This is a genomic window from Singulisphaera sp. GP187, from assembly GCF_900129635.1.
Lineage (GTDB): Bacteria > Planctomycetota > Planctomycetia > Isosphaerales > Isosphaeraceae > Singulisphaera.
The window spans coordinates 535,588-556,436 of the sequence record NZ_FSRB01000001.1 but is presented as its reverse complement, the minus strand read 5'-3'; the positions used below and the strand labels follow the sequence as shown (position 1 = coordinate 556,436).

General features: G+C 62.4%; 18 protein-coding genes and 1 pseudogene. 10 read left to right on the top strand and 9 right to left on the bottom strand.

Going from position 1 to position 20,849, the window contains the following annotated elements; genetic code table 11:
- Positions 1 to 10: 10 nt before the first annotated feature.
- Positions 11 to 1,936: a RecQ family ATP-dependent DNA helicase gene (locus BUS42_RS02300; RefSeq protein WP_074304914.1), complete on the bottom strand. Its 1,926-nt coding sequence runs from the start codon at positions 1,934 to 1,936 to the stop codon at positions 11 to 13.
- A gap of 223 nt (positions 1,937 to 2,159) precedes the next feature.
- Between BUS42_RS02300 and BUS42_RS02295 the strand changes: the two genes are divergently transcribed.
- The 3 genes from BUS42_RS02295 (at position 2,160) to BUS42_RS02285 (ending at position 5,638) form a co-directional block, all read left to right on the top strand.
- Complete coding sequence (locus tag BUS42_RS02295; RefSeq protein WP_074304912.1) at positions 2,160 to 3,353, top strand: M24 family metallopeptidase; 1,194 nt, start codon at positions 2,160 to 2,162, stop codon at positions 3,351 to 3,353.
- 391 nt (positions 3,354 to 3,744) lie between these two features.
- Positions 3,745 to 5,070 (top strand): glycosyltransferase, encoded by a 1,326-nt coding sequence (locus tag BUS42_RS02290; protein WP_074304910.1) that lies wholly within the window; start codon positions 3,745 to 3,747, stop codon positions 5,068 to 5,070.
- A gap of 235 nt (positions 5,071 to 5,305) precedes the next feature.
- On the top strand, positions 5,306 to 5,638 hold the full coding sequence (locus BUS42_RS02285) for a zinc carboxypeptidase (RefSeq protein WP_074304908.1): 333 nt from the start codon (positions 5,306 to 5,308) through the stop codon (positions 5,636 to 5,638).
- A gap of 225 nt (positions 5,639 to 5,863) precedes the next feature.
- On the opposite strand, the gene BUS42_RS02280 is transcribed toward BUS42_RS02285, so the two are convergent.
- The 5 genes from BUS42_RS02280 to BUS42_RS02260 all read right to left on the bottom strand — a co-directional run bounded on the left by BUS42_RS02280 (position 5,864) and on the right by BUS42_RS02260 (position 10,527).
- Positions 5,864 to 6,037 carry a DUF1328 domain-containing protein gene (locus BUS42_RS02280; protein ID WP_074304906.1) on the bottom strand — a complete coding sequence of 58 codons (174 nt, stop codon included), beginning with the start codon at positions 6,035 to 6,037 and terminating at the stop codon, positions 5,864 to 5,866.
- An 86-nt stretch (positions 6,038 to 6,123) separates the two neighbouring features.
- Positions 6,124 to 6,318, bottom strand: a complete 195-nt coding sequence (locus BUS42_RS02275; RefSeq protein ID WP_074304904.1) for a hypothetical protein — start codon at positions 6,316 to 6,318, stop codon at positions 6,124 to 6,126.
- A 294-nt stretch (positions 6,319 to 6,612) separates the two neighbouring features.
- On the bottom strand, positions 6,613 to 7,323 hold the full coding sequence (locus tag BUS42_RS02270; RefSeq protein WP_074304902.1) for a phosphoesterase: 711 nt from the start codon (positions 7,321 to 7,323) through the stop codon (positions 6,613 to 6,615).
- Between the two features lie 109 nt (positions 7,324 to 7,432).
- Positions 7,433 to 8,293: an outer membrane protein assembly factor BamB family protein gene (locus BUS42_RS02265; protein ID WP_074310588.1), complete on the bottom strand. Its 861-nt coding sequence runs from the start codon at positions 8,291 to 8,293 to the stop codon at positions 7,433 to 7,435.
- A gap of 233 nt (positions 8,294 to 8,526) precedes the next feature.
- Positions 8,527 to 10,527, bottom strand: a complete 2,001-nt coding sequence (locus BUS42_RS02260; RefSeq protein ID WP_074304900.1) for an NAD(+) synthase — start codon at positions 10,525 to 10,527, stop codon at positions 8,527 to 8,529.
- 427 nt (positions 10,528 to 10,954) lie between these two features.
- On the opposite strand from BUS42_RS02260, the gene BUS42_RS02255 reads away from it, so the two are divergent.
- From BUS42_RS02255 to BUS42_RS02230, 6 genes are all read left to right on the top strand, one after another.
- Positions 10,955 to 11,401, top strand: a complete 447-nt coding sequence (locus BUS42_RS02255; RefSeq protein ID WP_074304898.1) for a BON domain-containing protein — start codon at positions 10,955 to 10,957, stop codon at positions 11,399 to 11,401.
- A gap of 339 nt (positions 11,402 to 11,740) precedes the next feature.
- A complete protein-coding gene (locus BUS42_RS02250) occupies positions 11,741 to 12,520 on the top strand; it encodes a glycosyltransferase family protein (protein WP_074304896.1) in 780 nt (259 codons plus the stop codon).
- Between the two features lie 289 nt (positions 12,521 to 12,809).
- Positions 12,810 to 13,919 carry a serine/threonine-protein kinase gene (locus BUS42_RS02245; protein ID WP_074304894.1) on the top strand — a complete coding sequence of 370 codons (1,110 nt, stop codon included), beginning with the start codon at positions 12,810 to 12,812 and terminating at the stop codon, positions 13,917 to 13,919.
- A 132-nt stretch (positions 13,920 to 14,051) separates the two neighbouring features.
- Positions 14,052 to 14,366, top strand: coding sequence for a DUF485 domain-containing protein (locus BUS42_RS02240; protein ID WP_074310586.1), 315 nt, complete (start codon positions 14,052 to 14,054; stop codon positions 14,364 to 14,366).
- A complete protein-coding gene (locus BUS42_RS02235) occupies positions 14,363 to 16,264 on the top strand; it encodes a solute symporter family protein (protein WP_074304892.1) in 1,902 nt (633 codons plus the stop codon). Before BUS42_RS02240 ends, BUS42_RS02235 begins: the two co-directional genes overlap by 4 nt.
- A gap of 459 nt (positions 16,265 to 16,723) precedes the next feature.
- Complete coding sequence (locus BUS42_RS02230) at positions 16,724 to 17,605, top strand: hypothetical protein (RefSeq protein ID WP_074304890.1); 882 nt, start codon at positions 16,724 to 16,726, stop codon at positions 17,603 to 17,605.
- Positions 17,606 to 17,831: 226 nt separating this feature from the next.
- Here BUS42_RS02230 and BUS42_RS02225 read toward each other — a convergent pair whose 3' ends face one another.
- Positions 17,832 to 18,314, bottom strand: a complete 483-nt coding sequence (locus tag BUS42_RS02225) for a DUF302 domain-containing protein (protein ID WP_074304888.1) — start codon at positions 18,312 to 18,314, stop codon at positions 17,832 to 17,834.
- 47 nt (positions 18,315 to 18,361) lie between these two features.
- Complete coding sequence (locus BUS42_RS02220) at positions 18,362 to 18,913, bottom strand: TetR family transcriptional regulator (protein WP_074304886.1); 552 nt, start codon at positions 18,911 to 18,913, stop codon at positions 18,362 to 18,364.
- Positions 18,914 to 19,163: 250 nt separating this feature from the next.
- Here BUS42_RS02220 and BUS42_RS02215 point away from each other — a divergent pair.
- A pseudogene (locus BUS42_RS02215) lies at positions 19,164 to 19,475 on the top strand (carboxymuconolactone decarboxylase family protein); the annotation flags it as partial.
- Between the two features lie 342 nt (positions 19,476 to 19,817).
- Here the strand turns inward: BUS42_RS02215 and BUS42_RS02210 are convergent.
- The gene (locus BUS42_RS02210; RefSeq protein WP_074304882.1) at positions 19,818 to 20,783 is read right to left on the bottom strand and encodes a hypothetical protein; all 966 of its coding nucleotides are present in this window, start codon (positions 20,781 to 20,783) and stop codon (positions 19,818 to 19,820) included.
- Positions 20,784 to 20,849: the final 66 nt, after the last annotated feature.

Genomic DNA, 20,849 nt, shown 5'->3' with positions numbered 1-20,849 from the left:
TACAATTTAATCACATGTGCTTTTCTACAAAATCAAGCACGCGAGGAAAGGGCACGTCGGCCAGGGCGGCGAACTGGCGATGCTTGGCGAGCTTGCCTCGGCTGGAGGCGGGGGACAAGAGACCGCACAAAAACCGGGTGAGCTGGCGCGACGTGGTCAGCGCTTTGTGCCGTTCGGACCGCACGCCCTGGAGGATCTCGTTCTCAAGGACGCCCAGGACTCGCTCGGGCACCGGCGGCAGGGGCAGCGGGGGTTCACCCAGGCAACGCGCACAGTGACCGCAATCGCCCGCGAGGGCTTCGCCGAAATAGGCGAGGAGCCGGCCAGTGAGACAGCCCTCGGCCTGGGCGTATGCGAGCACGGAATTGACGCGTGCGATGTCTCGGCGCTCGCGGTCGAGAAACCGGACGATCAGCCGCTCGCGCAGCTCGTCCAGGTCGGCTTCTCCCGTGGTCCGACGATAACCTTGGCGAAGACCGGCGAGTTGAAGCTCGACGTCCCCCTTCTCTTCCAGGTGGTTCAAGGCCGCACTGATGCGTTCGCGCGGCTCATTGAGGGATCGGGCCACCTCGGGCACGTCGAGCGCGAACCAGATCTTGCCCGGGCGGGCCTGCCGGAAGATCTGACGGAGGAAGGCGGCCCGCGTCGGGTCGTATTGCGCGAGGATCTCGCCCGAGGAGCGCAACGGACGGAACTTGCAGTCCGAGTAGAACGGCCCGGTCGCTTCCAGAATGCCTTGAAGCTCGAGATAAGTCATCAGCGTCTGCACGACGAGTTGTCGGATATCGTGCCGCTGCGCGAGGTCGTAGGCCGAGATATCGAACGTGGGCCCAAGGCCCAGGAGTTCCCCAAGCAGGCCGGAGATCGCTTCCGGGGTCGGGGTGTCGCCGTACGTGAAGTTTCCGAGCGTCAAAACATCCTCAGCGCACGCGAATAACTCACACCGAGCCGGTTCTCCATCGCGCCCGGCGCGGCCGATCTCTTGGGCAAAGTTCTCGAGACTCTTGGGTAAGTTGAAGTGATAGACCGCGCGGATGTTGGACTTGTCGATCCCCATGCCAAAGGCGATCGTCGCCACGACGATGCCTGCCTTGCACGCCATGAATTGATCCTGGACGACGTGCCGCCGCTCATCATTCATCCCGGCGTGATAAGCCATCGCGTCGAACCCGTGCCCGACAAGGTAGGCGGCGAGATCCTCGGCCGTTTTCTGGAGGGTGACGTACACGATCGTCGGTCCCGCCGAGCCATTTTTGAGGCTCTTGAGCAGCCTCGCGTGCCGATCCTCCGCGGCGCACGCATTGGCGTGCAGCTCCAGGTTCCGGCGATGGAACCCAGTGATCACGACGTCGGCCTCGGCGATCCCGAACGCGCGGGCGACCTGCCCCGCCACGTCCGGCGTGGCGGTCGCGGTCAGCGCCAGCACGCGAGTCACTCCGAGCCGCCTGGCAAGGCGTGCAAGCTTGAGGTATTCCGGCCGGAAGTTGTGGCCCCACTCGCTGATGCAGTGCGCCTCGTCCACCGCCAAAAGCGCGACTTTGGTTTTGCTCAGCGTCTGAAAGAACCGCTCGCTCGCGAGCCGCTCCGGGGCCACGTAGAGCAGCTTGAGCCGATCAGCCCGGAGGTCGTCGAGGATCCGCCGCGCCTCGACGGGTTCGAGTGTAGAATCGAGCCGAGCGGCGGCGATGCCGCGTCCGACGAGGAAGTCGACCTGGTCCTTCATTAGCGCGATCAGCGGCGAGACCACGACCGTCAGACCGTCGAGCAAGAGCGCGGGGAGTTGATAGCAGAGGCTCTTGCCGGCCCCGGTCGGAAAGACGGCCAAAACCGGACGGCCCTCAAGGAGCGCGCTGATCGCGGGCTCCTGCCCGTCGCGAAACCGGGTGAAGCCGAAGGTCTCTTGGAGCGTCCGCCGGGCGTCGTCGATATCGCTCACAGAGCATTCTCCCGTCGCGAGGCGTCGCGTGCAGGGTCCGGTAACCAATCGAGCCCTATCATAACGTACCTCCCCCCAAAGGATTCCCGGCCGATTTCGGGACCGAGCCGAAGATCGGTTGAGTTCCCCGCCCTCTGAGGACAAACTTGGGGGGAGAACGAATTTGTCCCCTGATCGCTCGACAGACGAACACTACTCTCGTCCCCCGATGGAGTCAAGCTCGATGTTCGACCTCTCCGCCGTCCAGTCCGCGCTCCGCCAGTTTGGTTTCGACGGCTGGTTGCTCTGCGACTTCCGGGGCGGGAACGTGCTGGCCCGGCGGATCCTCGAACTCCCCGACACCCTGCTGACCTCACGCCGGTTCTACTACGTGATCCCGGCCGAGGGCGAACCGCGCAAGCTCGTCCACCGCATCGAGTCGGGCGTGCTCGACCACCTTCCGGGCGAGGCGCGCGTCTATCTCCGCTGGCAAGAGCTCGAGGCCGGAGTGGCGGAGCTCGTGACGGGAATGAATCGGGTCGCAATGGAATACTCGCCACGCAACGCCAACCCCTACGTCTCGAAGGTCGACGCCGGAACGGTCGAGCTGGTGCGAGCGTCGGGCGTCGAGGTCGGCTCGTCGGGGGACCTGGCCCAGATGTTCGAGGCCACCTGGGACGACGACCAGTGGCGGATGCACCGCGCGGCCGAAACCCACACCTGTTCGGCGTTTGATCTCGCCTGGGCGTTGATCGCCGAACGCACCCGCAACGGCCAGTCGGTCACCGAGTGCGAAGTGCAGACCGCGATCGTGAACCACTTCCACCAAAATGGCCTGATCACCGACCACTCGCCGATCGTGGCCGTCGGCCCGCATAGCGGCAACCCCCACTACGCCCCCGACCCGACCGCCGACACCCCGATTCGCGCGGGCGACTTCGTGCTGATCGACCTCTGGGCCAAGCTCGACCAGCCTCGGGCCGTCTATAGCGACCTAACCCGGGTCGGCTTCGTCGGCGATCAGGTCCCCGCCCTCTACGAAGACGTCTTCCAGTTGGTGGCCCGCGCCCGCGACGCCGCCATCGCGCGGGTCAAAACCGCGTTCGCGGCAGGTCAGCCGTTGCGTGGCTGGGAAGTCGACGCGGCCGCGCGCCACGTCATTGAAGCGGGGGGTCAAGGCGCGAAGTTCGTCCACCGCACCGGGCATAGCATCGGCCAGGAAACCCACGGCAACGGCGCCAACATGGACGACCTCGAAACCCACGAGGAACGGCTGGTCCTCCCTCGCACCTGCTTCTCGATCGAGCCCGGCATCTACGACCCCACAACATTCGGAATCCGCAGCGAGGTGAACGTCTTCGTCGCTCACAACGGCCAGGTCCACGTCACCGGCGGACTCCAGACGTCGGTCGTGCCCATCCTGGCCGGGCAACCCTGAGCGGAACGCCGGCAGGCCAGACCAGGCGCCTTACCTAAGACCTTTGGGCGCCACGGGTTGTACTCAACCCGCGAGCGATCGCCCAGGTTTTTGGCTCACGGGTTGAGGACAACCCGTGGCACCCAGAGCTTGCACATTATTCAATATCAAGGCAGAATAGGTCCACCTGGTTACCGCTGTTTACCCTCGAGTGGCTCACGTCTGGGTGGCTGGGGTCCACTCGAACGTAAACCACTGAAGACTCTTCAATCGCGGCCTCGCGAGCCACCCACTCCGAGGCCGTGAACCGCTTCCGCATCCACACGTCTCGAACGTTTAGCTTTACTTCCCGTCACGACCCTCTAGAATGACTTTGTGAATGATTTCACGAAGGATCCGAGGATATTCGGCGATGAACCCGAGGGATTTGACCAAGGATGGTGGGGAGGTCGGAAGCGTGGTGACGGCGCGACGGATCGTCCTGGCGACGTTCGGATCGCTGGGGGATTTGCACCCGTTCATTGCGTTGGCCAAGGAGTTACAGGCCAGGGGGCACGTCCCGGTCATCGCGACGAGCGCGTATCACCGCGAGCGGATCGAGCGGCAAGGGATCGAGTTTTACCCGGTCCGCCCCGACTTACTGGATGTCGAGACCAAGCCGGAGTTCTTCCGCGAGTTGATGGATCGGAAGAAGGGGTCGGAGAACGTGATCCGCCAGGTCTTCATGCCGAGCTTGCGCGAAAGCTACGACGACCTTCGACAGGCGGTTCAGGGGGCGGATCTCCTGGTGTCGCACATGATCGCGTTCGCCGGCCCGATCGTGGCCGAGACGACCGGAATCCCCTGGATCTCGGCGGTGCTCTCGCCGATCTCGTTGCTGTCGAAGCATGACCCATCCGTCCCTCCCCAAGCGCCTTGGCTCAGGCACCTGCGCTCGCTCGGGCCGCGGTTCCACGGCTCGCTCCACGGTCTGGCGCGGCTGACCCTCCGCAAATGGACCGAGCCGGTCCAACACCTGCGTCAAGAGTTGGGCTTGCCCGCGGGGGCCGACCCGCTCTTTGAGGGCGGGACGTCTCCCACCTGCATGCTCGTCTTCTTCTCGAAGGTCCTGGGCGAACCCCAGCCCGACTGGCCGTCGCAGGCGGTCCAGACCGGATTCGCCTTCTTCGACGATGTGCAGGCGACCGGAATGACGGCCGAGTTGAAGCAGTTCCTCAGCGCAGGGCCACCGCCGATCGTCTTCACGCTCGGATCGTCGGCCGTAATGGACGCGGGCACGTTCTACGAACGGAGCCGGGCCGCGGCCGAGCAACTCGACCGCCGAGCGGTCTTTCTGATCGGGATCGACCCCCGCAACCTGCCCCGCGAGCCCCTTCCCGAGTCGATGCTCGCCCTGGAGTACGCCCCGTATTCGGAACTCTTCCCCCGCGCCTCGGCGATCGTCCACCAAGGAGGCGTGGGCACCACGGCACAAGCCCTCCGAGCGGGACGGCCGATGCTGGTCGTTCCCTGGGCTCACGACCAACCCGACAACGCGTACCGGGTCTGCCGATTGGGGGTCGCGCGAACGCTCACTCGCGACCGCTACACCGTCCGACGCGCCGCCACCGCCCTCCGGCACCTGCTCGACGAGCCGACCCACATCACGCGTGCCAGCGAGGTAGGACGCATCGTCCGCGCGGAAGAAGGCGCAGCCTCAGCCTGTCTTGCGATCGAACGTGCCCTCGCCGTCCGTTAAGCGCCGACAGACCCAATGCGCAAGCAGGAAATCGAGTGCTCGATTCCCGAAACACCGAATCTCATTGCCCAGTCCCTGCTGCAAAAATGCCCACTTTCCCTGGAAATGGGCGTGAGCTTCGTCACGGGTCCCTGCCTTGCAAGGTAGACGATAAGATCGATCGATGATCGCAAGGGTTCGGGGAGCGTCGGGCTCGGCAACGATCCCTCGGGTGGGGTTAAGGAGCGCCGTGAGTATGGGCTTGTTGAGATGTCCCTCATGCAACAGTAAAGGCGAAGTGCTCGGCAATGATCCTCAGGGCCGGTTCCGCTGCGCCCAGTGCGGGCACCGCTTCCTTGCCGGTGAGGCGAACGCAACTCAGGAGTACAACATCCTCGCCGACGACTCGCCCCCCTTCTTGTCGGACGCCACGTTCGAACGCTATGACCTGGGGGTTGAGCCGAGTTGGCGAGAGTGGGTGAGCCGGCTGGCCGAATATCGCGGCCTCAGTGAGGACGATCTCATCCACCGCGCCCTGGTGGAGTTCGCGAAACGAACGGGGTTTTCCGAGCCACCTCCCCACTCCTAAGCCGTTGGTCTCGGTTTTCTTTGATTTTCTGAGGGGCGACCGTCGCGATAAACATCCAGACATCTCGGCCATCAACAAAAAAACAAGACCGCGACCCTTGGCGGCTGCCAAGGGTCGCGGTCTTTCGCTTGCGTGTCGTCTCGACCTGACCGAGATGAGGCTCGAAGGCGCGGACCTTCACCTGGGGTCTCCGTGGGTGGACAACGCCCACCCGACGAAGACCCGCTAGACAATAGGGCCGCCGGCTCTCCGGCCGAAAATCAGGGAGACCACGAACAAGATCAGGAAGAGGAAGAAGAGGATCTTGGCGAACTGCATCAGCGTCCCCTCAAGGCCGCCAAAGCCGAGAACGCCCGCGATCAAAGCAAGAATCAAGAATGCAAGTGACCAACGCAACATGGTGGTGAGATCCTTTCGCAAGCAAGTTCAGTCAGCAAAGGAATGACGCGACGTCAGAGATCAACAAAAAAAAGGGAAAAGCCGGCTTACTTCCCCAGATCCTTGACCTTCTCGCCCGCGTTCTCGATGTGCTCTCCCGCTTGATGAGCGACGTCCTTCGCCTTGTTCGTGGCTTTCTCCGCGACGTCTTTTGCTTTGTCCGAAACTTTTTCCGTCACTTCCTTGGCTTTCTCAGCGGCAGTGTCGATCCCGCTTTTGACCTTGTCTTTGAAATCGGACATGGCATCGCCTCGCTTCGCTGAACTGAAGAGAAGAAGTGGGAAACTGGTTGACCATCAAGCAGGTGGCATGCCAATCCTGAGGATTACTGACAAATTTGATGTGAGGTTTCGAGATCGAGGGCACTTGATGACCGTGGTGACGCAGTCACAGAAGACCGGGCGCGAGCCCAAGTCATCGAGCGACTCGCTTGGGGCTCGCGGAACGCCTCGATTCAGGGCGCAACCACGGACAACAAGTGATTCGAAGCATCCATGTTCTTTGGCGTGTGTGCCATGCGAGCGAGAACCGCTCGATCAGCCCCGGGAGGAGCGACCGCGAAACGGATCGAATTGTCCGCTCTCTCGTTTCAAGACTTCGAGGGCCTGGAGCTTGGGACGAAGGCAATCGAGAATCTCATCGAGCGACCAGACCTGATAGTCGTGACCGTCGAAGCCGACGTCGAGTGCGGCCCAGGCCTGGGAATACTTGATCGGACACGACTCCAGATCGCGCTGATAGAGAGCGTGAACATGCCCATAGAGATGAATGTTTGGGCGTTCCACCGAGCCGTGGTGCTGTCCGCTCCAGGTGAGCATCGGGTAGTGGTTGAGCGTCATTCGGACGTCTCCCAGGTTGATCTCAACCTGGTCGAAGGTGGCCGCGAACAGGTTGCCGATCCTCCGATCGTCGTGGTTGCCCCAGACGAAATTGATCGTGCGGCAGTGAATCTGGTCGCGAAACCAACGCGCATTGCGAAAGTAGTCTCCGCCGTAGCCAAACACCCAGTCGCCTAGAAACCAGAGCACATCATCGGATCCGACCCGCGCGTTGATATTCGCAACCAAGCCCCGATTCATCTTATCGATCGACTCGTCGCTGATACGGAGTGATCGAAAGTCTCCCCCGGAGGACTCGAGCTCGAGAAAGGCCGCAAGGTCGGAAGGGGTCATAAAGGCGGTTCGACGGCAATACTTCATGATATTGCCGTGGAAGGCGTGGGAATCGCTACAAAAGTACGTGGACATCTCGGCCTCTTCTCCACCGGCAGGCGGCCGTCGGGGTCAATCCCAAACGGCCGGACCGCCAGAGTCCCCACGGCTGGTCGTCCGGCCGGGATGGATATCCCTGATAAGATTATTCGTCGACCACAACCAGAGTGCACGGATGCTTCATCGCAGGGCTCCGAACGGTGCGGACGGTCTTCTTGTCGGGGGAAACCTCGCGGAGAACGCCGTCCTGGGCGATCGAGATGATCGTGTTGCCGTTGGCTTTCCGGACGAAACCGGAGGGCCAGTTCAGGTGCTGGTCGGCGGGGCTGTCCTTGCCACCGTACTTCCAGACGACTTCGCCCTTGCCGTCAACCTCGACCAAGAAGTATCCCGCCTCGCTGCCGTAGCCCGCGCCGCTGCTGATGAGGGTGTGGCCATTCTCGAGCCGCGTCGCCAGGTAGGGGAACGGAAGCGCGTAGCTCCAGACCACCTGCTTGTCGGGCGAGACTTCGAGAACCTTGTCCTCGGTGCTGGCACAGATCAGGGTGTTGCCGTTCGGCAAGCGGCGAACTTGCCGCATCGTCGGGGTGGGGCGTTTGTTCGTATTCGCCACGTCGTACTCCCAGACGATCTCCTTCTTGGGGTTGATCTCGATCACCCGGTGCCGCCCGTTGTCGGCGATCACCGTGTTGCCGTTCGCCAATCGCTGGGCCGACTCCGCAACGTCGACGACCGGCTTGCCAACCTCCCAGACCACCGACTTGTCCGGAGCGATTTCCTGAACGGTCTGGCCGTTGATGATCAACAGGTGACCGTCAGGCAGCAACTGGACGTCGTGGCCGTTGTTGTTCGTCGCATCCCAGAGGAGGGTGCCGTCCTCCTTGATCTTAATCACTTTCCGGGTTTCATGATCGGCAACGTAGATGTGGGTCTCGGCGATGGCTGCCGCCCCCGCCCCCAGTGCCAGCCAACCCGCCGTAAACGCAGCCAGACCTCGGGTTCGCATCAATCGCAGTCCCTTCCGAGCCAAGGAAACGGAGCGCGGGTCGTCACGGGAGAATCGATCGACCCTGATCACGCCCACTCTCCGAATGTCATAACCGAGCCGCCCCGCAAACGCCACAGGTTGCGGGACCGGTTCACGCCTCTCCCACCCCGGCCGTGGGATTTTCTGCCTGGCGATCCGCTCCCCGCTCGGCTTCAGAATCGAGAACCGAGTGCGGATCGTCCCGGACTTCCTTAACGAGCCTGATCCCACTGGAGCCAGACCGACGGATCGGCGTCACTCGGCATCCGCCAATCGCCCCGCGGCGAAAGGCTGACCGAGCCGACCTTGGGGCCGTCGGGAACACAAGAACGCTTGAACTGTTGACTGAAGAACCGCGTAAAAAAGGTTCGCAACGCCCGTTCGATCGGCTCACGGGTGTAAGGCTTGGTGAATCGGGCATGCTCGGCGAGAAAGAGGATTTTTTCGGGGGTGTACCCGCAGCGGATCGCGTTGTAGAGGATGAAGTCGATGAGCTCGTACGGGCCAAGGATGTCCTCGGTCGACTGAACGATCTGCCCCTCCGCGTTGAGGGGGAGAAGCTCGGGCGAGATCGTCGTGCCCACGATCGAGAGCAGAGTCTCCCGCACCGGTCCGTCCTCAAACTCATTGAGCGCCACGTACCGGACCAAGAACGTCACCAAGGTCTTGGGAATCGAGCTATTAGGATTATACATGCTCATATGGTCTCCATTGTACGTGCTCCACCCGAGCGCCTGCTCGGAGAGATCGCCCGTACCAATGACGAAACCACGTGACATGAGCAAAAATGTACGAAGTCGAGCCTGTACATTCTCAAAAGTGAGGTCGTGACGCCGCTCCGGCGGGAGGGTGGCCAGCTCCGCCATGAACGACGCGACGTCGGTGGTCCGGGTGTCGATCCCGAACGGGGCGTGGCCGAGCGCCTGGAACGATTGCAGGCTGAGCTCGGTGATGTCGATCGTCTCGCTCGTGATCCCGAGGTGCTCCATCAAGCCCAACGCGTTCGTCCTGGTGCGCTCGGTGGTGCCAAAGCCGGGCATCGTGATCCCCTGGATCGTGCGGCGCGAGACACCGAGCATGTCGCACGTCTTGACCGCCACCAGCAGCGCCAGCGTGGAGTCAAGCCCTCCCGAAATGCCGAGATTCAGCGGCGTGCCGGTGGGAAGCTGCTCCAACCGCTTGGCCAGCCCCGCGCACTGGATCCCGAAAATCTCCGCGCAACGGCCGTGCAACTCACTCCCTTCGCGGGGGATGAACGGCGTGCCCGACACGGTCCGCGCCAGCCCGCTCATCCCCGGTGCGAGCCGGAACGGGACCTTGCGGAACGGGCTGAGATACTTGCGACAATCGTCGAAACTCGTCGTCGATCGCCGGTCGGTCTGGAGCTTCTCGATATCGACATCTCGGCTCAGGAAATAGCTCCCCCGTTCGATCGGTCCGCCATCGCCGACCCTGGCCGATTCCCCCAGGAGCACGCCATTCTCGGCGATCAGGCAGTGGCCGCCGAAGACGAGGTCGGTCGTGGATTCGGACGGACCGGCGCTGGAGTAGGCATAGGCGGCGATGCAGCGGCCCGACTGGCCCACCACCAGCTCGGTGCGGTATCGGCTCTTGCCGATGGTTTCGTTGCTGGCCGAGAGGTTGAGCAGGAGGTTGGCCCCGGCAACCGCTTGCACGGAGCTCGGCGGGATCGGCATCCAAAGGTCTTCGCAAACTTCGATCCCAACCAGGACTCCCCCTTCGGCCGCGAAGAGCAGGTCGATTCCAAACGGCACTTCACAACCGCCGAAATCAATCGAACGAGGCTCCCTCCCGGTGGCCGAGCTGAACCAACGGCTCTCGTAGAACTCCTTATAGTTCGGAATGAACTGCTTGGGCACGATCCCAATCACCGCGCCTTCGGCGATCGCCACTCCGCAGTTGTAGAGGCTGTTGCCAACCGCGACGGGCAGGCCCACGACCACCAGTTGCTCGCGTCCCCGGGTCGCCTCGGCGATCCGGGCCACGGCGGCAATACCAGCCTCGAGCAGCGCGGACTGGCCGAACAGGTCCGCGCACGTATAGCCCGTCACCCCCAGTTCGGGGAAGAGGATGACGTCGCTGTCGCGAACCTGGTCCAGCACCTGGACCATCTCCTCGGCGTTGGCCCTGGGATTGGCCACCACCGTCTTGGTCGAGGCGGTCGTGATGCGGACGAACCCATAGCGATTCATGTCGATTCATATCCCGAGGCTTCAAACCCGCCTGGGTCGCAGCCCCGATGAAGCGAAGGGGCGGCCTTTGCGGTAATTCTGGTTCCGACCCGCGATAGTCTACCTGCCCGAAGCGGTTGCAAACAGTTTGAGTTCGCGGTCCCTCGAGCGAGCGGCGCGAATGCGCGGGCTGCCTTCGCAGCCTGGCTTGACAGCAATCACGATTCCCAATAGGGTGACGCCCCCAAGCGTCGAACGGCTCAAGCGGAGGCCAAATCGGCTGCGGCTGTGACGGCCCCATCGCGCGAAACGATCGCACCGATGGGGTTTTCTGTTGCGCCTTGGGGGGGTCGCTCCCTCTCGAATGAAATAAAGAAATGGAATATGGGCACGCAGGTCGAGCCCCGGCGGCTTCCACCCTCGTTCTCTGACCAGGAGCCGGACAAGGATGCGAACGCGATTGGCCTTACTCGGAGTTCTGAGTCTGTCCGTCATCGGCCTGGCGACCAATGCCGGTCTCGCCCAAGGGGTGGCCGCACGCGCCGGCCAGGCCATCGACGGCGTGGGCCGAGGGATCAAGCAAGAGGCTCAGAACGTCGGAAGCGCGTTGCGCAGACGGTTTGATGCCGTGCGGAACGAAGTCAACCGGATGGGAGTCCCCTCCCGTGTCTACTCCCGCTTGCATTGGGACAAGGCCCTGGTCTCCTCGCGAATCGAGGTCCATCCCGTTCGAGGCGGCTCGATTCTGTTGCGGGGAACCGTCCCCGACGCCGAGACGAAGCTCCGCGCAGTGACTCTAGCCAGCGAAACGGTGGACGTCACCTCGGTGATCGACGAGTTGACCGTCCTGACCACGGCAACCACGGTGATCGCGCCGGGACGCGTGATCCGTTGACGGGCCCGCGTGAGCTCGGGGTCGACGGCGACCGCAAGTCGCTCCCGTCGCTTCATGCTCGCATGCACATCGACCGAGGTTCGCCTTGACCGATCGGTGAGCTTCGGGTAGGAACCTCTATCTCAGTCCTATTTTTATCATTCAGGCTGGGTCGGCCAGAACATCTCGGACATCCACATCCCCTGACAACCGAACTGGACTGACCTCCTCTCTCGAAGAGGGGAGGGAAATCGTGCGGGTGCCCGTCGCGATTGCGCCGGGGTCTTCCCGTCGAAGGAGAGTGGCCCACCGCGGGTGGCCTCTTCTTTGAGTGAATCATCACGTCGAAGGGAGAGCGCGATGGGCGGATTGAGAGGGGTCACGATCCTGCTGGCCATCAGCTTGGGGCAGGCTCTGGCGCTCGGCGCACCTCCCGAGCCCGCGGCTGCTCCTGAGCCTGTGAAAACCCAGGAAAAGCCCTCGGCCTTGGAATTCATCAAGGCAGGGGCCTACCTTTATAACAAAGGGCAGGTCGACAAAGCATCGAGTTATTTCAAAGCCGCCGATCGGTTCCGCGACCAGCTCACCGAAAATGAAGAGGTCGTCCTCGAGGTCTACCTCGAGGAGGTTGAGAACTACTACAAGAAACGTACGGCCACGGCGGTGGCCCCAGTCCAGCCCCCGGTCGACGCGGCGGTGGCGCCCGCAAGCACCACGGCCACCGCGCTGCCCCACCTGGTGGAGACTGCCCGGTCCGCGGTGCCGATGGCCTCCCAAGGCCGAGCGAGCATGATGCCCGACCTCCAGGGCGTTCGCCAGCCGTCTCGCTTTGACTCGATCGATCCCAAGCAAAAAGCACGCTGGCTGCTTCAGGAAGCACGCGAACAAATGGCCCAGGGACACTACACGGAAGCCGCACGGAAGATCGCCGAGGCGAAGGCGATGAACGTGAAATGGGGCTTCCTTGACGAGTCGCCCGACAAGGCCTCGAAGCTGCTTCAAAAGGTGATGGCCAAGTCTCCGAACGGGCCCTCGACCCCTTCGGCTCGCCCCCTGGGCGTTCGTGTGCCCGACTCCACCTCGCCCCAACCCGCAGGGACCGGGATCGCGCCGGCGGGCACGCCGAACCGCAAGCTTTGACCGCAATCGGTGACCGCGCCGGCCTTGGAAAATCCAGGGAGAGCCAAAGCCATGTCGATCCGGTTCGACATGGCTCTCGAAGGCCGATTCGTGGTACAAGGAAAGACTGGAGACATGGAACCTGTTGACGCGGGAGCGGTGGGATTCCGTTCCAAGGCTCGACCGACATGTCGCTCTTCTTCTCGTGCGCCCCAACCCAAAGCCCCTATCTCCCCCCATTTAGGGATCGACTCGCTCCTCAACAACGAGCGAGCGAGGCGCTTGCCATGCCCGACACCGAGGTGAAACGATGCAGCAGACGACCATCAGCTCCTACGACGGAAAGGAGTCGATGATCCTCTCTGACGCCTCTTCTCCCCCCCCGCCCCATGACTTGATGACCCGGTACGCGGGTCTCCTGCAAGAGCCCCGGCTCGCCTGGATCGAAAGTCATCGTCGGCTCCGGAGGTTGGGTGAAGGCGGTCAGGGCGTCGTCTATCTCTGCGAGCGCCTCGGAGCCGACAACTTCACGATTCCGGTCGCGATCAAGGTTTTTTCGCCCGAGCGCTACGACAGTATCTCCGCCTACGACAAGGCGATGGCCCTCCTGGCGCGGGTGGCCTGCCGGATTGCCATGATCCAGCAGGACAACCTGATCGACGTCCACAACCTGATCGAGCTCGACCGGATCCGGGTGATGGAGATGGAGTGGGTCGACGGCTACGACCTGCTGCAACTGCTCACCCCGAAGATGCTCCAACGCGCCCGCGACCGGGTGAACGACGACCGCTGGAACTACATCAACGACGTCATCGTCACCAGCGGACCGACCCAGCCTCGCCTCAAGCCGGGCGTGGCCATCGCCGTGCTTCGCGACGCCCTGGCCGCCCTCTCGGCCCTCCATCGCGAAGGGATCGTCCACGGCGACGTCAAGCCCTCGAACCTCATGCTCAAGCGGACCGGCGACGCCAAGCTCGTCGACATCGGCTCGGCCTTCGCGTGGTCGCCAGGCGCCGGGTCGCTGACCTGCACGCCGGCCTACGCAGCCCCCGAGGCCATGGAAGGCGTCGGGGAATCACCGCAATCCGACCTCGCCAGCCTCGGATATGTGCTTGTCGAAATGCTCGCGGGGCTTCGACCCTTCGGCGCCGTGCAAGACCGCGATGAGCTGCTCACGCTTAAACAGACGCTCCCCGAGCGACTGCCCCAGATCCTTCCCGAAGACGTCGTCCGCAACGAGCTGCTGATGAGCCTGATCCAGGGCCTGATCGCCCCTGACCCGGCCAACCGATTCCCCAGCGCCGAGGCAGCCGACCTGGTCGAAAAGGGAGCCGCCAACTTCCATCGGCAACTCGTCCGAGGCAACCTCGCCAGCGAGTACAACAACGAGATTCGGGTCTGGCTCGAAGAGCTCGAATAACCGCCATCAGCGGCGCCCGCGGCACACCTTTCAGGATGATCGCTCGTTTTCTTTGTTGAGAAACGTCGATCCGACCGCTAATCTACCAGCCTCTCGACTCCAATTCGCAGTCTCCGACCCTGGGTGTTGCCCGTGCATATTCAGCCCGAGTCCGCCCCATCGGGTGCGACCGCCGCCCCCTCCGATGACGATCACCCGGAGCTCGCCGCGGCCAACGCCCAGGCCGGGCTCTGGTTGTTCGCGGTCTACCTCGCGTTCTACGCAGGGTTCGTGGGCCTGAGCGCCTTCGCCCCCGAACTCATGGCGCGAAGCCCGTTCGGCGGTCTGAACCTGGCCGTCCTCTATGGGTTCTTCCTGATCGTCATGGCATTGGTCCTTGCCTTGATCTACATGGCCGCGTGTCGACGCGCGGCCGGTCGGCATCCGTTGGAGGACCGTGGACAATGATCTACGAACCTTCACTGACCGCCGTGATCGTTTTCGCCAGCTTCGTGGCCGTCGTGCTCGGGCTCAGCTTCGTCCTCGGGGCCAAGGCCAAGTCGTCCCAGGGCTACTTCGCCGCGCACGGGCAGATCCACTGGTTCATCAACGGCGTCGCGTTCGCCGGCGACTACCTCTCGGCCGCCTCGTTCCTGGGCATCTGCGGGATGATCGCGTTCTACGGCTACGACGGATTCCTCTACTCGATCGGCTACCTGGCGGGCTGGGTCGTCGCCCTGTTCGTGATCGCCGAACCGCTCAAACGACTCGGCAAGTTCACATTCGCCGATGCGTTGGACAACCGCTTCCAATCACGCGGGATCAAGTTTTCGGCCGCCCTGAGCACCCTGGCCGTGAGCCTCTTCTACCTGATCCCCCAGATGGTCGGCGCGGGGACCCTGGTCCGTCCGCTGCTCGGCTTCTCGCATCAGGCCGGCGTCCTCACGGTCGGCGTGGTCGTGATCCTCATCGTCGTGACGGCCGGAATGGTCTCGACCACTTACGTCCAATTCATCAAAGGGGCGATGCTCGTCGCCTTCTGCACCCTTTTAACCGTGATGATCCTCCGCCGCGGGCTGACGGCCGAACCGGTCGCCTTCGCCGAACCGACCCAGTCGAGGATGCTCGGAGCGCCCGGAACCCACCAGCTCGCCGAGAGTGGAGGCTGGAAGGGGAAGCCGTATGTGCGCGTCGAGGAGACCGCCACCGGCGTCGTCACCGTCTGGCACAAAGATGAGTCCGCACGCATGGGACTCGCGGCCACCCAGACCCTGACCGTGTTGCCCGACGGCAAGAAGCTGGCCAACGGCCTGCCCCAAGGCAAAGGGAAAGGGCAGACCGACCTCGCTCCCGTCGGCCGCGTGCTCGAACTCCCCGACGGCCGCACCCAGACCGGACCGCTCGGCCCGTTGTCGTTCCTGACCACACTCCAGAACAGCAAGGTTGAGCTCTGGGGGTCGGACAAGATCCGTGATGAGGATGGCTCCGAGACGACCGTCTACTACCCCAAGCCCACCGAAGGCCGCGACATCCTCGTTTCCGGGGCGAGCCCGACGTTCAAGGGAGTGCGAAGTCCCAAGCTGACCGACAAGCTCGACTTCTTCTCGCTGATGCTCGCGCTCTTTTGCGGCACCGCATCGCTGCCTCACATTTTGATCCGTTACTACACCGTCAAGGACCAGACCGCCGCGCGGCGGAGCACGGTCGTCGGAATCGCGGTCATCGGGTTCTTCTATGTTCTGACGCTCTACCTGGGGCTCGGAGCAATGACCGGCGGTGCGCTCGACGTGACCAACTCGAACATGGCCGCCCCCCTGCTCGCCCGCACCTTCGGAGAGCTCCCGTTCGCGGTGATCTCGGCGGTGGCCTTCACCACCGTGCTCGGCACGGTCAGCGGCCTGATCCTGGCCGCCAGCGGCGCGGTCGCTCACGACCTGATGGACAGCGTCATGGGCATCAAGATGACCGACCACGGCAAGGTCCGCGCGGGCAAGACCGCGGCCGTAATCATCGGCGTGGCCGCCATGGCCTTGGGCATCGTCTTCGAGAAAATGAATGTGACCTTCCTCGTCGGCTGGGCGTTCAACGTGGCCGCCTCGGCCAACCTCCCGTCGCTCGTCATGCTCCTCTTCTGGAAGAAGACGACCAAGGAAGGAATCACCGCCGCCATCCTGGTCGGCATGGCAAGTTCCCTGGCCTGGATCCTCTTGAGTGCGCAAGCCTACCGCGACGTCTACGGCCTCCCGCCCGAAACTGCGCCCGTCCCGTTCAGCCAGCCGGGGCTCGTGACCATCCCGCTCGGGTTCCTCGTGCTCGTCGTTGCCTCGCTCCTGACGCAACCGAAGGGTCAGAAAACGCACGGCTGACGAATCGATCCCGGCCGGGCCTGCTTGCAGTCGCCCGGCCGGGATCGGCCGCCCACAGAGAGTCGGCCACCCCTCCCCTGGGATACAGACCGGATCGTCGGGACAATCTTGCGCCCACTTGCCCCATGGTGGAAGGCCAGGCAGTCATCGTCAACGGCAGGTCGGAGTGGGCGTCCCACAAGGGAGAATGTCGATGGGACGGGTGCCAACGCGAGAAATCACTGAATTGACACCGGGGTTCCCAGGGCGTGAGCGTGGAGATTGGCAAGAGATCGCTGGGCATTCGGTGACCCGGCTGATGCTCTTCACATTGGCGACAAAAATAAGAGAAGCGGGATATAGTCTGGCGATTTTCGAACTGAGATAATAGCCAATCTCTTGCAAGCTGGCATGCAGGTGATCACGTAGTCAAGGGTGGGCAGAATCCAAAGCTTCGAGCCTCGTACAGGAAGAGTGGAAATGCGATTCAGGCCCGCGACCATTAATCTTGTTGCCAAATTTGTATGTGGCGATACACCGCTACCTTTCCCCTACCGCACTGCCGCTGAGATACAGAACTTCTTTAGAGGATTCGGACATAAGTGTCCACAGGAAGGACAAAGTCGCAATCTGACGGCTCAGCAAATGCTGATATCGATAAATCTTGCATCCTCCATCGAAAGCGACATGCCTTCTCCTGATATGACCGCGATCATTGAAGAGCTGATGAACAGCGTCTATTTCGAGGAGTCACGGGACGCAAAGGCGATGTACCGTGAAGCCCTGGACAAGCTGAATGGCATATTGATTCAGGACTTGTTAGTAATGACGCAATCGCATTTAGGAGGGAGTGCGAAGCTGCAGAAATTGAATAGCAGCTACATTTCATCGGCCCAACCAGAGCTTGAAGCATTTAGAAAAATCACGTTTTGCCCATCGGTATTCAAGGTACCAACAAAGGATGCAGTACAGGACCTGGCGGCAGTAATGATGCCGTTTGCAGCACATTTCAGCCCAGTTTACGCGTCAATAAGAGGGGCATGCCAGTGGGCTTCGTTACGCTGCGAACGTGCCGATGAGATCTGGAACAGCAGCGCAGTGATACAGGACATTTTCGAGCTAATCTTCATTTCACGCATCGTGATTGTTGATTTCTCTGAGCGAAACCCCAATGTCATGTATGAAACAGGAATAGCACACACGCTTGGCAAACACGTCGTTCCCATAACGCAATCAATGGATGACGTGCCATTTGACTTAAAGCAGCATCGGGTACTGAAGTATCTACCGAACAAAGAGGGGCTTGCGAGGCTTCGGGAAGAGCTATCGCGACGACTCATAACAATATGCAAGGAATTCTAAATAGGATATCTCTAATTTTTGACGCAGCCTGGGCAAGATCATCCTTGTGTGACTCCGTGCAACATCCCATATCGCCCAAACAACGGCAACATTGAGAAATGCCCCCATTTTCGATCCGAGTTGAAGACAGAGGTCATGACCGAAAATGATGACCTCTGCCATGCACTCCTCATCGCCTGTCTCGACGCCCCGTGCAAGCTTAGCTTAAAGGATGCAGCTTGACCTCTCATTGTGTAGCCGTCGCGATCAAGGCCTCCAGTTTTCGGTCCAGCGAATCGGCAACCCGATTGACGCGATCGTCGCCGAATTGGCCGAAAAGCGACGACGGGAGGTCGTATTCCACGCAGGTCCCTCCGCTTTCGTCCTCGTAGATCAAGACGCGCAGGGGAGCGTAGAGGGCCGCCCCGATGGCGTGCTGAGTCATCTCGACGGCGATCAAGGGATTGCCGAGAAGGTATTGCAGCGCCTTCCTCGGCTTGCCGACGAGCCGAAGGACAGCGCCATGGTCGCTCGTGCGGAACAGCATGAAGCCGCTCGGTCCGGCCATGGACTCCAGTCTGGCCCTGACCGCCTGCGAATCCCCGTCCTCGACGAACCCCTCGTAGGCACTCGGATCGAAGTGCCCGAGCTGACCCTCGAAAGTCGCACGGAACTCATCAAATGGCTTGCCAACCGTCTGGCGAACGTGCTCGATGCTGATCCGGCTCATGGTCCTTCTCCCGGGATGTTAGGCCATCGTATGTTCGCTTTTCTCATTCACAACCGACTGATGCTTGCCTCCGCCTCTTGGAGGATCTCCGCCGACAAATTGGTGTCGTTGACCATCCGCGCCATCGCCAGTGCACCGATCATGGTCGAGGCCGACACCAGGGCCCGCCGCCGGGCTTCCTCGGGGGAGAGCTTGGCGAACTGCCCAGCGAGGATGCCGACGAGCCGCTCGAAGCCCGCCGTCGCCACCTCCCGTGTCCTCTCGTCGCATCGGGCGAGTTCGGAACCCAACGCGGCGAGCGGGCATCCGTCGGCCGGGTTGTCGCGGTGACGGGCGGAGAGGTAGGACGCCACGGCCGAGCCCTTCGAGGCATTGGCTGCAACCTTCTCCGCCAGCGCCCTCCCCGCCTCGGCACAAGCCTCGGCAATGAGTTGGTCCTTCGACTCGAAGTGCTTATAGAAGCCGCCGTGGGTGAGCCCGGCGGCCTTCATCAGGTCGGATAGCCCGGTCGCGACGATCCCGTTCTTGCGGAACTCAGCCGCGGCGGCGGCGACGATCCGCTTCCGGGTCTCCGCGGCCTCAGCCTTCGACTTCCTCATGACGCCCCCAGACTTTATGGATTTCGGTTGACATCCAAATTATACCGCCTACCATTGGGATGTCGAGGCAAATCTTAGTCAGCGAACCGCGGAAAATCCTGGTGAGTCGGGGGCAAGGCACTGGTCGCCGGCGCTCCGGGGGACGCCCAACCAGGAAACCCGCGATGAACGTCGTCAAGGCGGCCGCCGTCCAGTTGAGCCCGGTGCTCTACAGCCGCGAAGGGACGATGGCAAACTGGCCCCCGAGGCCATGCGGGCGCTCGACTCGCTCGGCGCATACCTTGCAAAGTGTGGTCTCGAGCGCCCGCTCCTCGAACTGGTCAAGATCCGGGCGTCGCAGACCAACGGCTGCGCCTACTGCATCGACATTCATACGAAGGACGCCCGGGCGGCGGGAGAGACGGAACAGCGGATCTACGCGCTGAGTGCCTGGCGAGAAACGCCTTTCTACTCGGACCGGGAGCGAGCGGCGCTATTGTGGACGGAAGCCGTCACGCGCGTCGGCGATGGCGTGACCGATGCCCGGTTCGCGGAGGTGAGGGAGGAGTTCTCCGAGAAGGAGAATGGCAGGTAGAAACAGGCCAAGGTGATGAAGTCTGGGACGGCCCATTTCCGCGAGCGTCCGCCGGTTGGGCGGGAAAGGAGAGGAGAGCCACTACGGAGCCGCTCAAGAGCAGGAGGAGCACGGCGAGCGGGGCGTTGAAGAGGGCCACGGCAATGATACCTACAGCGAGCATCAGGCCTCGGATCGTGAACCACCAGCGGCAAAGGTTCATGTTCCAGACTTCAACGGGCAACCGGTTCGGTCAATTCCGGGCCGTGGCCTCCTGCACCCACCTTAGTTCCACCCCAATCCGGTCCAGGCTGGCGCCGGGCTCTGGTCTTGCCTACCGCCCGGACGGCATCACGGAAGGCTCTGTTTGATGCGGGGGCAGAGGAGTTCGGACACCACCGAGTAGTGTTCCATCAGCCCTTTTTCGATCAGCGTCGACCAGTACTTATCGGAGTTGTCCAGGAGCGGATCGACGATCCTCCGAACCTCCTCGTAGCGATTGCCGGCCTTGGCCCTGGCGAGGATGTCGTCAGTGGACTGGAAGGCCACCATGTCCAGCTCCGCGCCCGGCAAGGCCGGGGCAAGAAACACGTTTCTCATCCGACCCGCGGCCGGGATCGGGCTCTTGGGAGTGCCGTAGACCCGCTTCCAGAAGCCGAGCACATCGGCATTATCCGACGGCTTGGTGCCTTTCCCAAAATAGAAGTAGAGGGGAATGCCCGTCCGCGCCTTGGCCCACTGGAACCAGGACTGTCCGTCGCCGTACAGGCAGTCGAATCCCCAGCACTCGCGGAGCCTGTCTTTATAACTGCCGAGTGCGGCGACGGCGCTGATGATGCCACTCCCCCCGCCCGAATGGCCCGCGATGTAGAGATTGGCGAGCTGGAACTTGGTGGGTTCCCCGCCCATCTGCGCTCGCTCGCCGGCGATGAACGTCCTCTCGTACCAGTCGGACAGGGCGCCGAGGATCTGGTCGAGATAGAGTGCGGTCTTGCTGCCACCTCCCAGGGCCGACGCGTCGTACTCCGCGTGCGTCTTGTCGCGCAAACCCAGCGCGGGTGCCACCAGGATGACGTCCTTGTTGGACTCGCTGACGGCCTTCAAGAGTTGGGTGGCCTCATGATAGAACAAGTACGGAGCGTCTTTGACCCGATAGCCGTGAAACCAGAGGAGCAGCGTCACCGCTTCGTGACTGTTCGTGATTCCCGCTTGGGGCACGAAGACCCCCGTCGGCCTGATCCAGCCGCTCCCGCTGGAGAAGAGCACGAACCCGTCTCCCTTATTGCTTTTATCTTCAACGAGCGCAAGTTTACTCATAAGAATTCTTTCCCGACCGGCAGCCGGTCGCATGGGTGGTGCAAAACGGCCCGATGACGTGGTGGC

Bases quoted from the DNA above. Each gene is read 5' to 3' on its own strand.
- BUS42_RS02285 (WP_074304908.1), top strand. From the start codon at position 5,306: ATGGGCTTGTTGAGATGTCCCTCATGCAACAGTAAAGGCGAAGTGCTC.
- BUS42_RS02280 (WP_074304906.1), bottom strand. From the start codon at position 6,037: ATGTTGCGTTGGTCACTTGCATTCTTGATTCTTGCTTTGATCGCGGGC.
- BUS42_RS02245 (WP_074304894.1), top strand. From the start codon at position 12,810: ATGCAGCAGACGACCATCAGCTCCTACGACGGAAAGGAGTCGATGATC.
- BUS42_RS02250 (WP_074304896.1), top strand. From the start codon at position 11,741: ATGGGCGGATTGAGAGGGGTCACGATCCTGCTGGCCATCAGCTTGGGG.
- BUS42_RS02290 (WP_074304910.1), top strand. From the start codon at position 3,745: ATGAACCCGAGGGATTTGACCAAGGATGGTGGGGAGGTCGGAAGCGTG.
- BUS42_RS02210 (WP_074304882.1), bottom strand. From the start codon at position 20,783: ATGAGTAAACTTGCGCTCGTTGAAGATAAAAGCAATAAGGGAGACGGG.
- BUS42_RS02225 (WP_074304888.1), bottom strand. From the start codon at position 18,314: ATGAGCCGGATCAGCATCGAGCACGTTCGCCAGACGGTTGGCAAGCCA.
- BUS42_RS02230 (WP_074304890.1), top strand. From the start codon at position 16,724: ATGCGATTCAGGCCCGCGACCATTAATCTTGTTGCCAAATTTGTATGT.
- BUS42_RS02260 (WP_074304900.1), bottom strand. From the start codon at position 10,527: ATGAATCGCTATGGGTTCGTCCGCATCACGACCGCCTCGACCAAGACG.
- BUS42_RS02265 (WP_074310588.1), bottom strand. From the start codon at position 8,293: ATGCGAACCCGAGGTCTGGCTGCGTTTACGGCGGGTTGGCTGGCACTG.
- BUS42_RS02220 (WP_074304886.1), bottom strand. From the start codon at position 18,913: ATGAGGAAGTCGAAGGCTGAGGCCGCGGAGACCCGGAAGCGGATCGTC.
- BUS42_RS02255 (WP_074304898.1), top strand. From the start codon at position 10,955: ATGCGAACGCGATTGGCCTTACTCGGAGTTCTGAGTCTGTCCGTCATC.
- BUS42_RS02270 (WP_074304902.1), bottom strand. From the start codon at position 7,323: ATGTCCACGTACTTTTGTAGCGATTCCCACGCCTTCCACGGCAATATC.
- BUS42_RS02275 (WP_074304904.1), bottom strand. From the start codon at position 6,318: ATGTCCGATTTCAAAGACAAGGTCAAAAGCGGGATCGACACTGCCGCT.
- BUS42_RS02295 (WP_074304912.1), top strand. From the start codon at position 2,160: ATGTTCGACCTCTCCGCCGTCCAGTCCGCGCTCCGCCAGTTTGGTTTC.
- BUS42_RS02235 (WP_074304892.1), top strand. From the start codon at position 14,363: ATGATCTACGAACCTTCACTGACCGCCGTGATCGTTTTCGCCAGCTTC.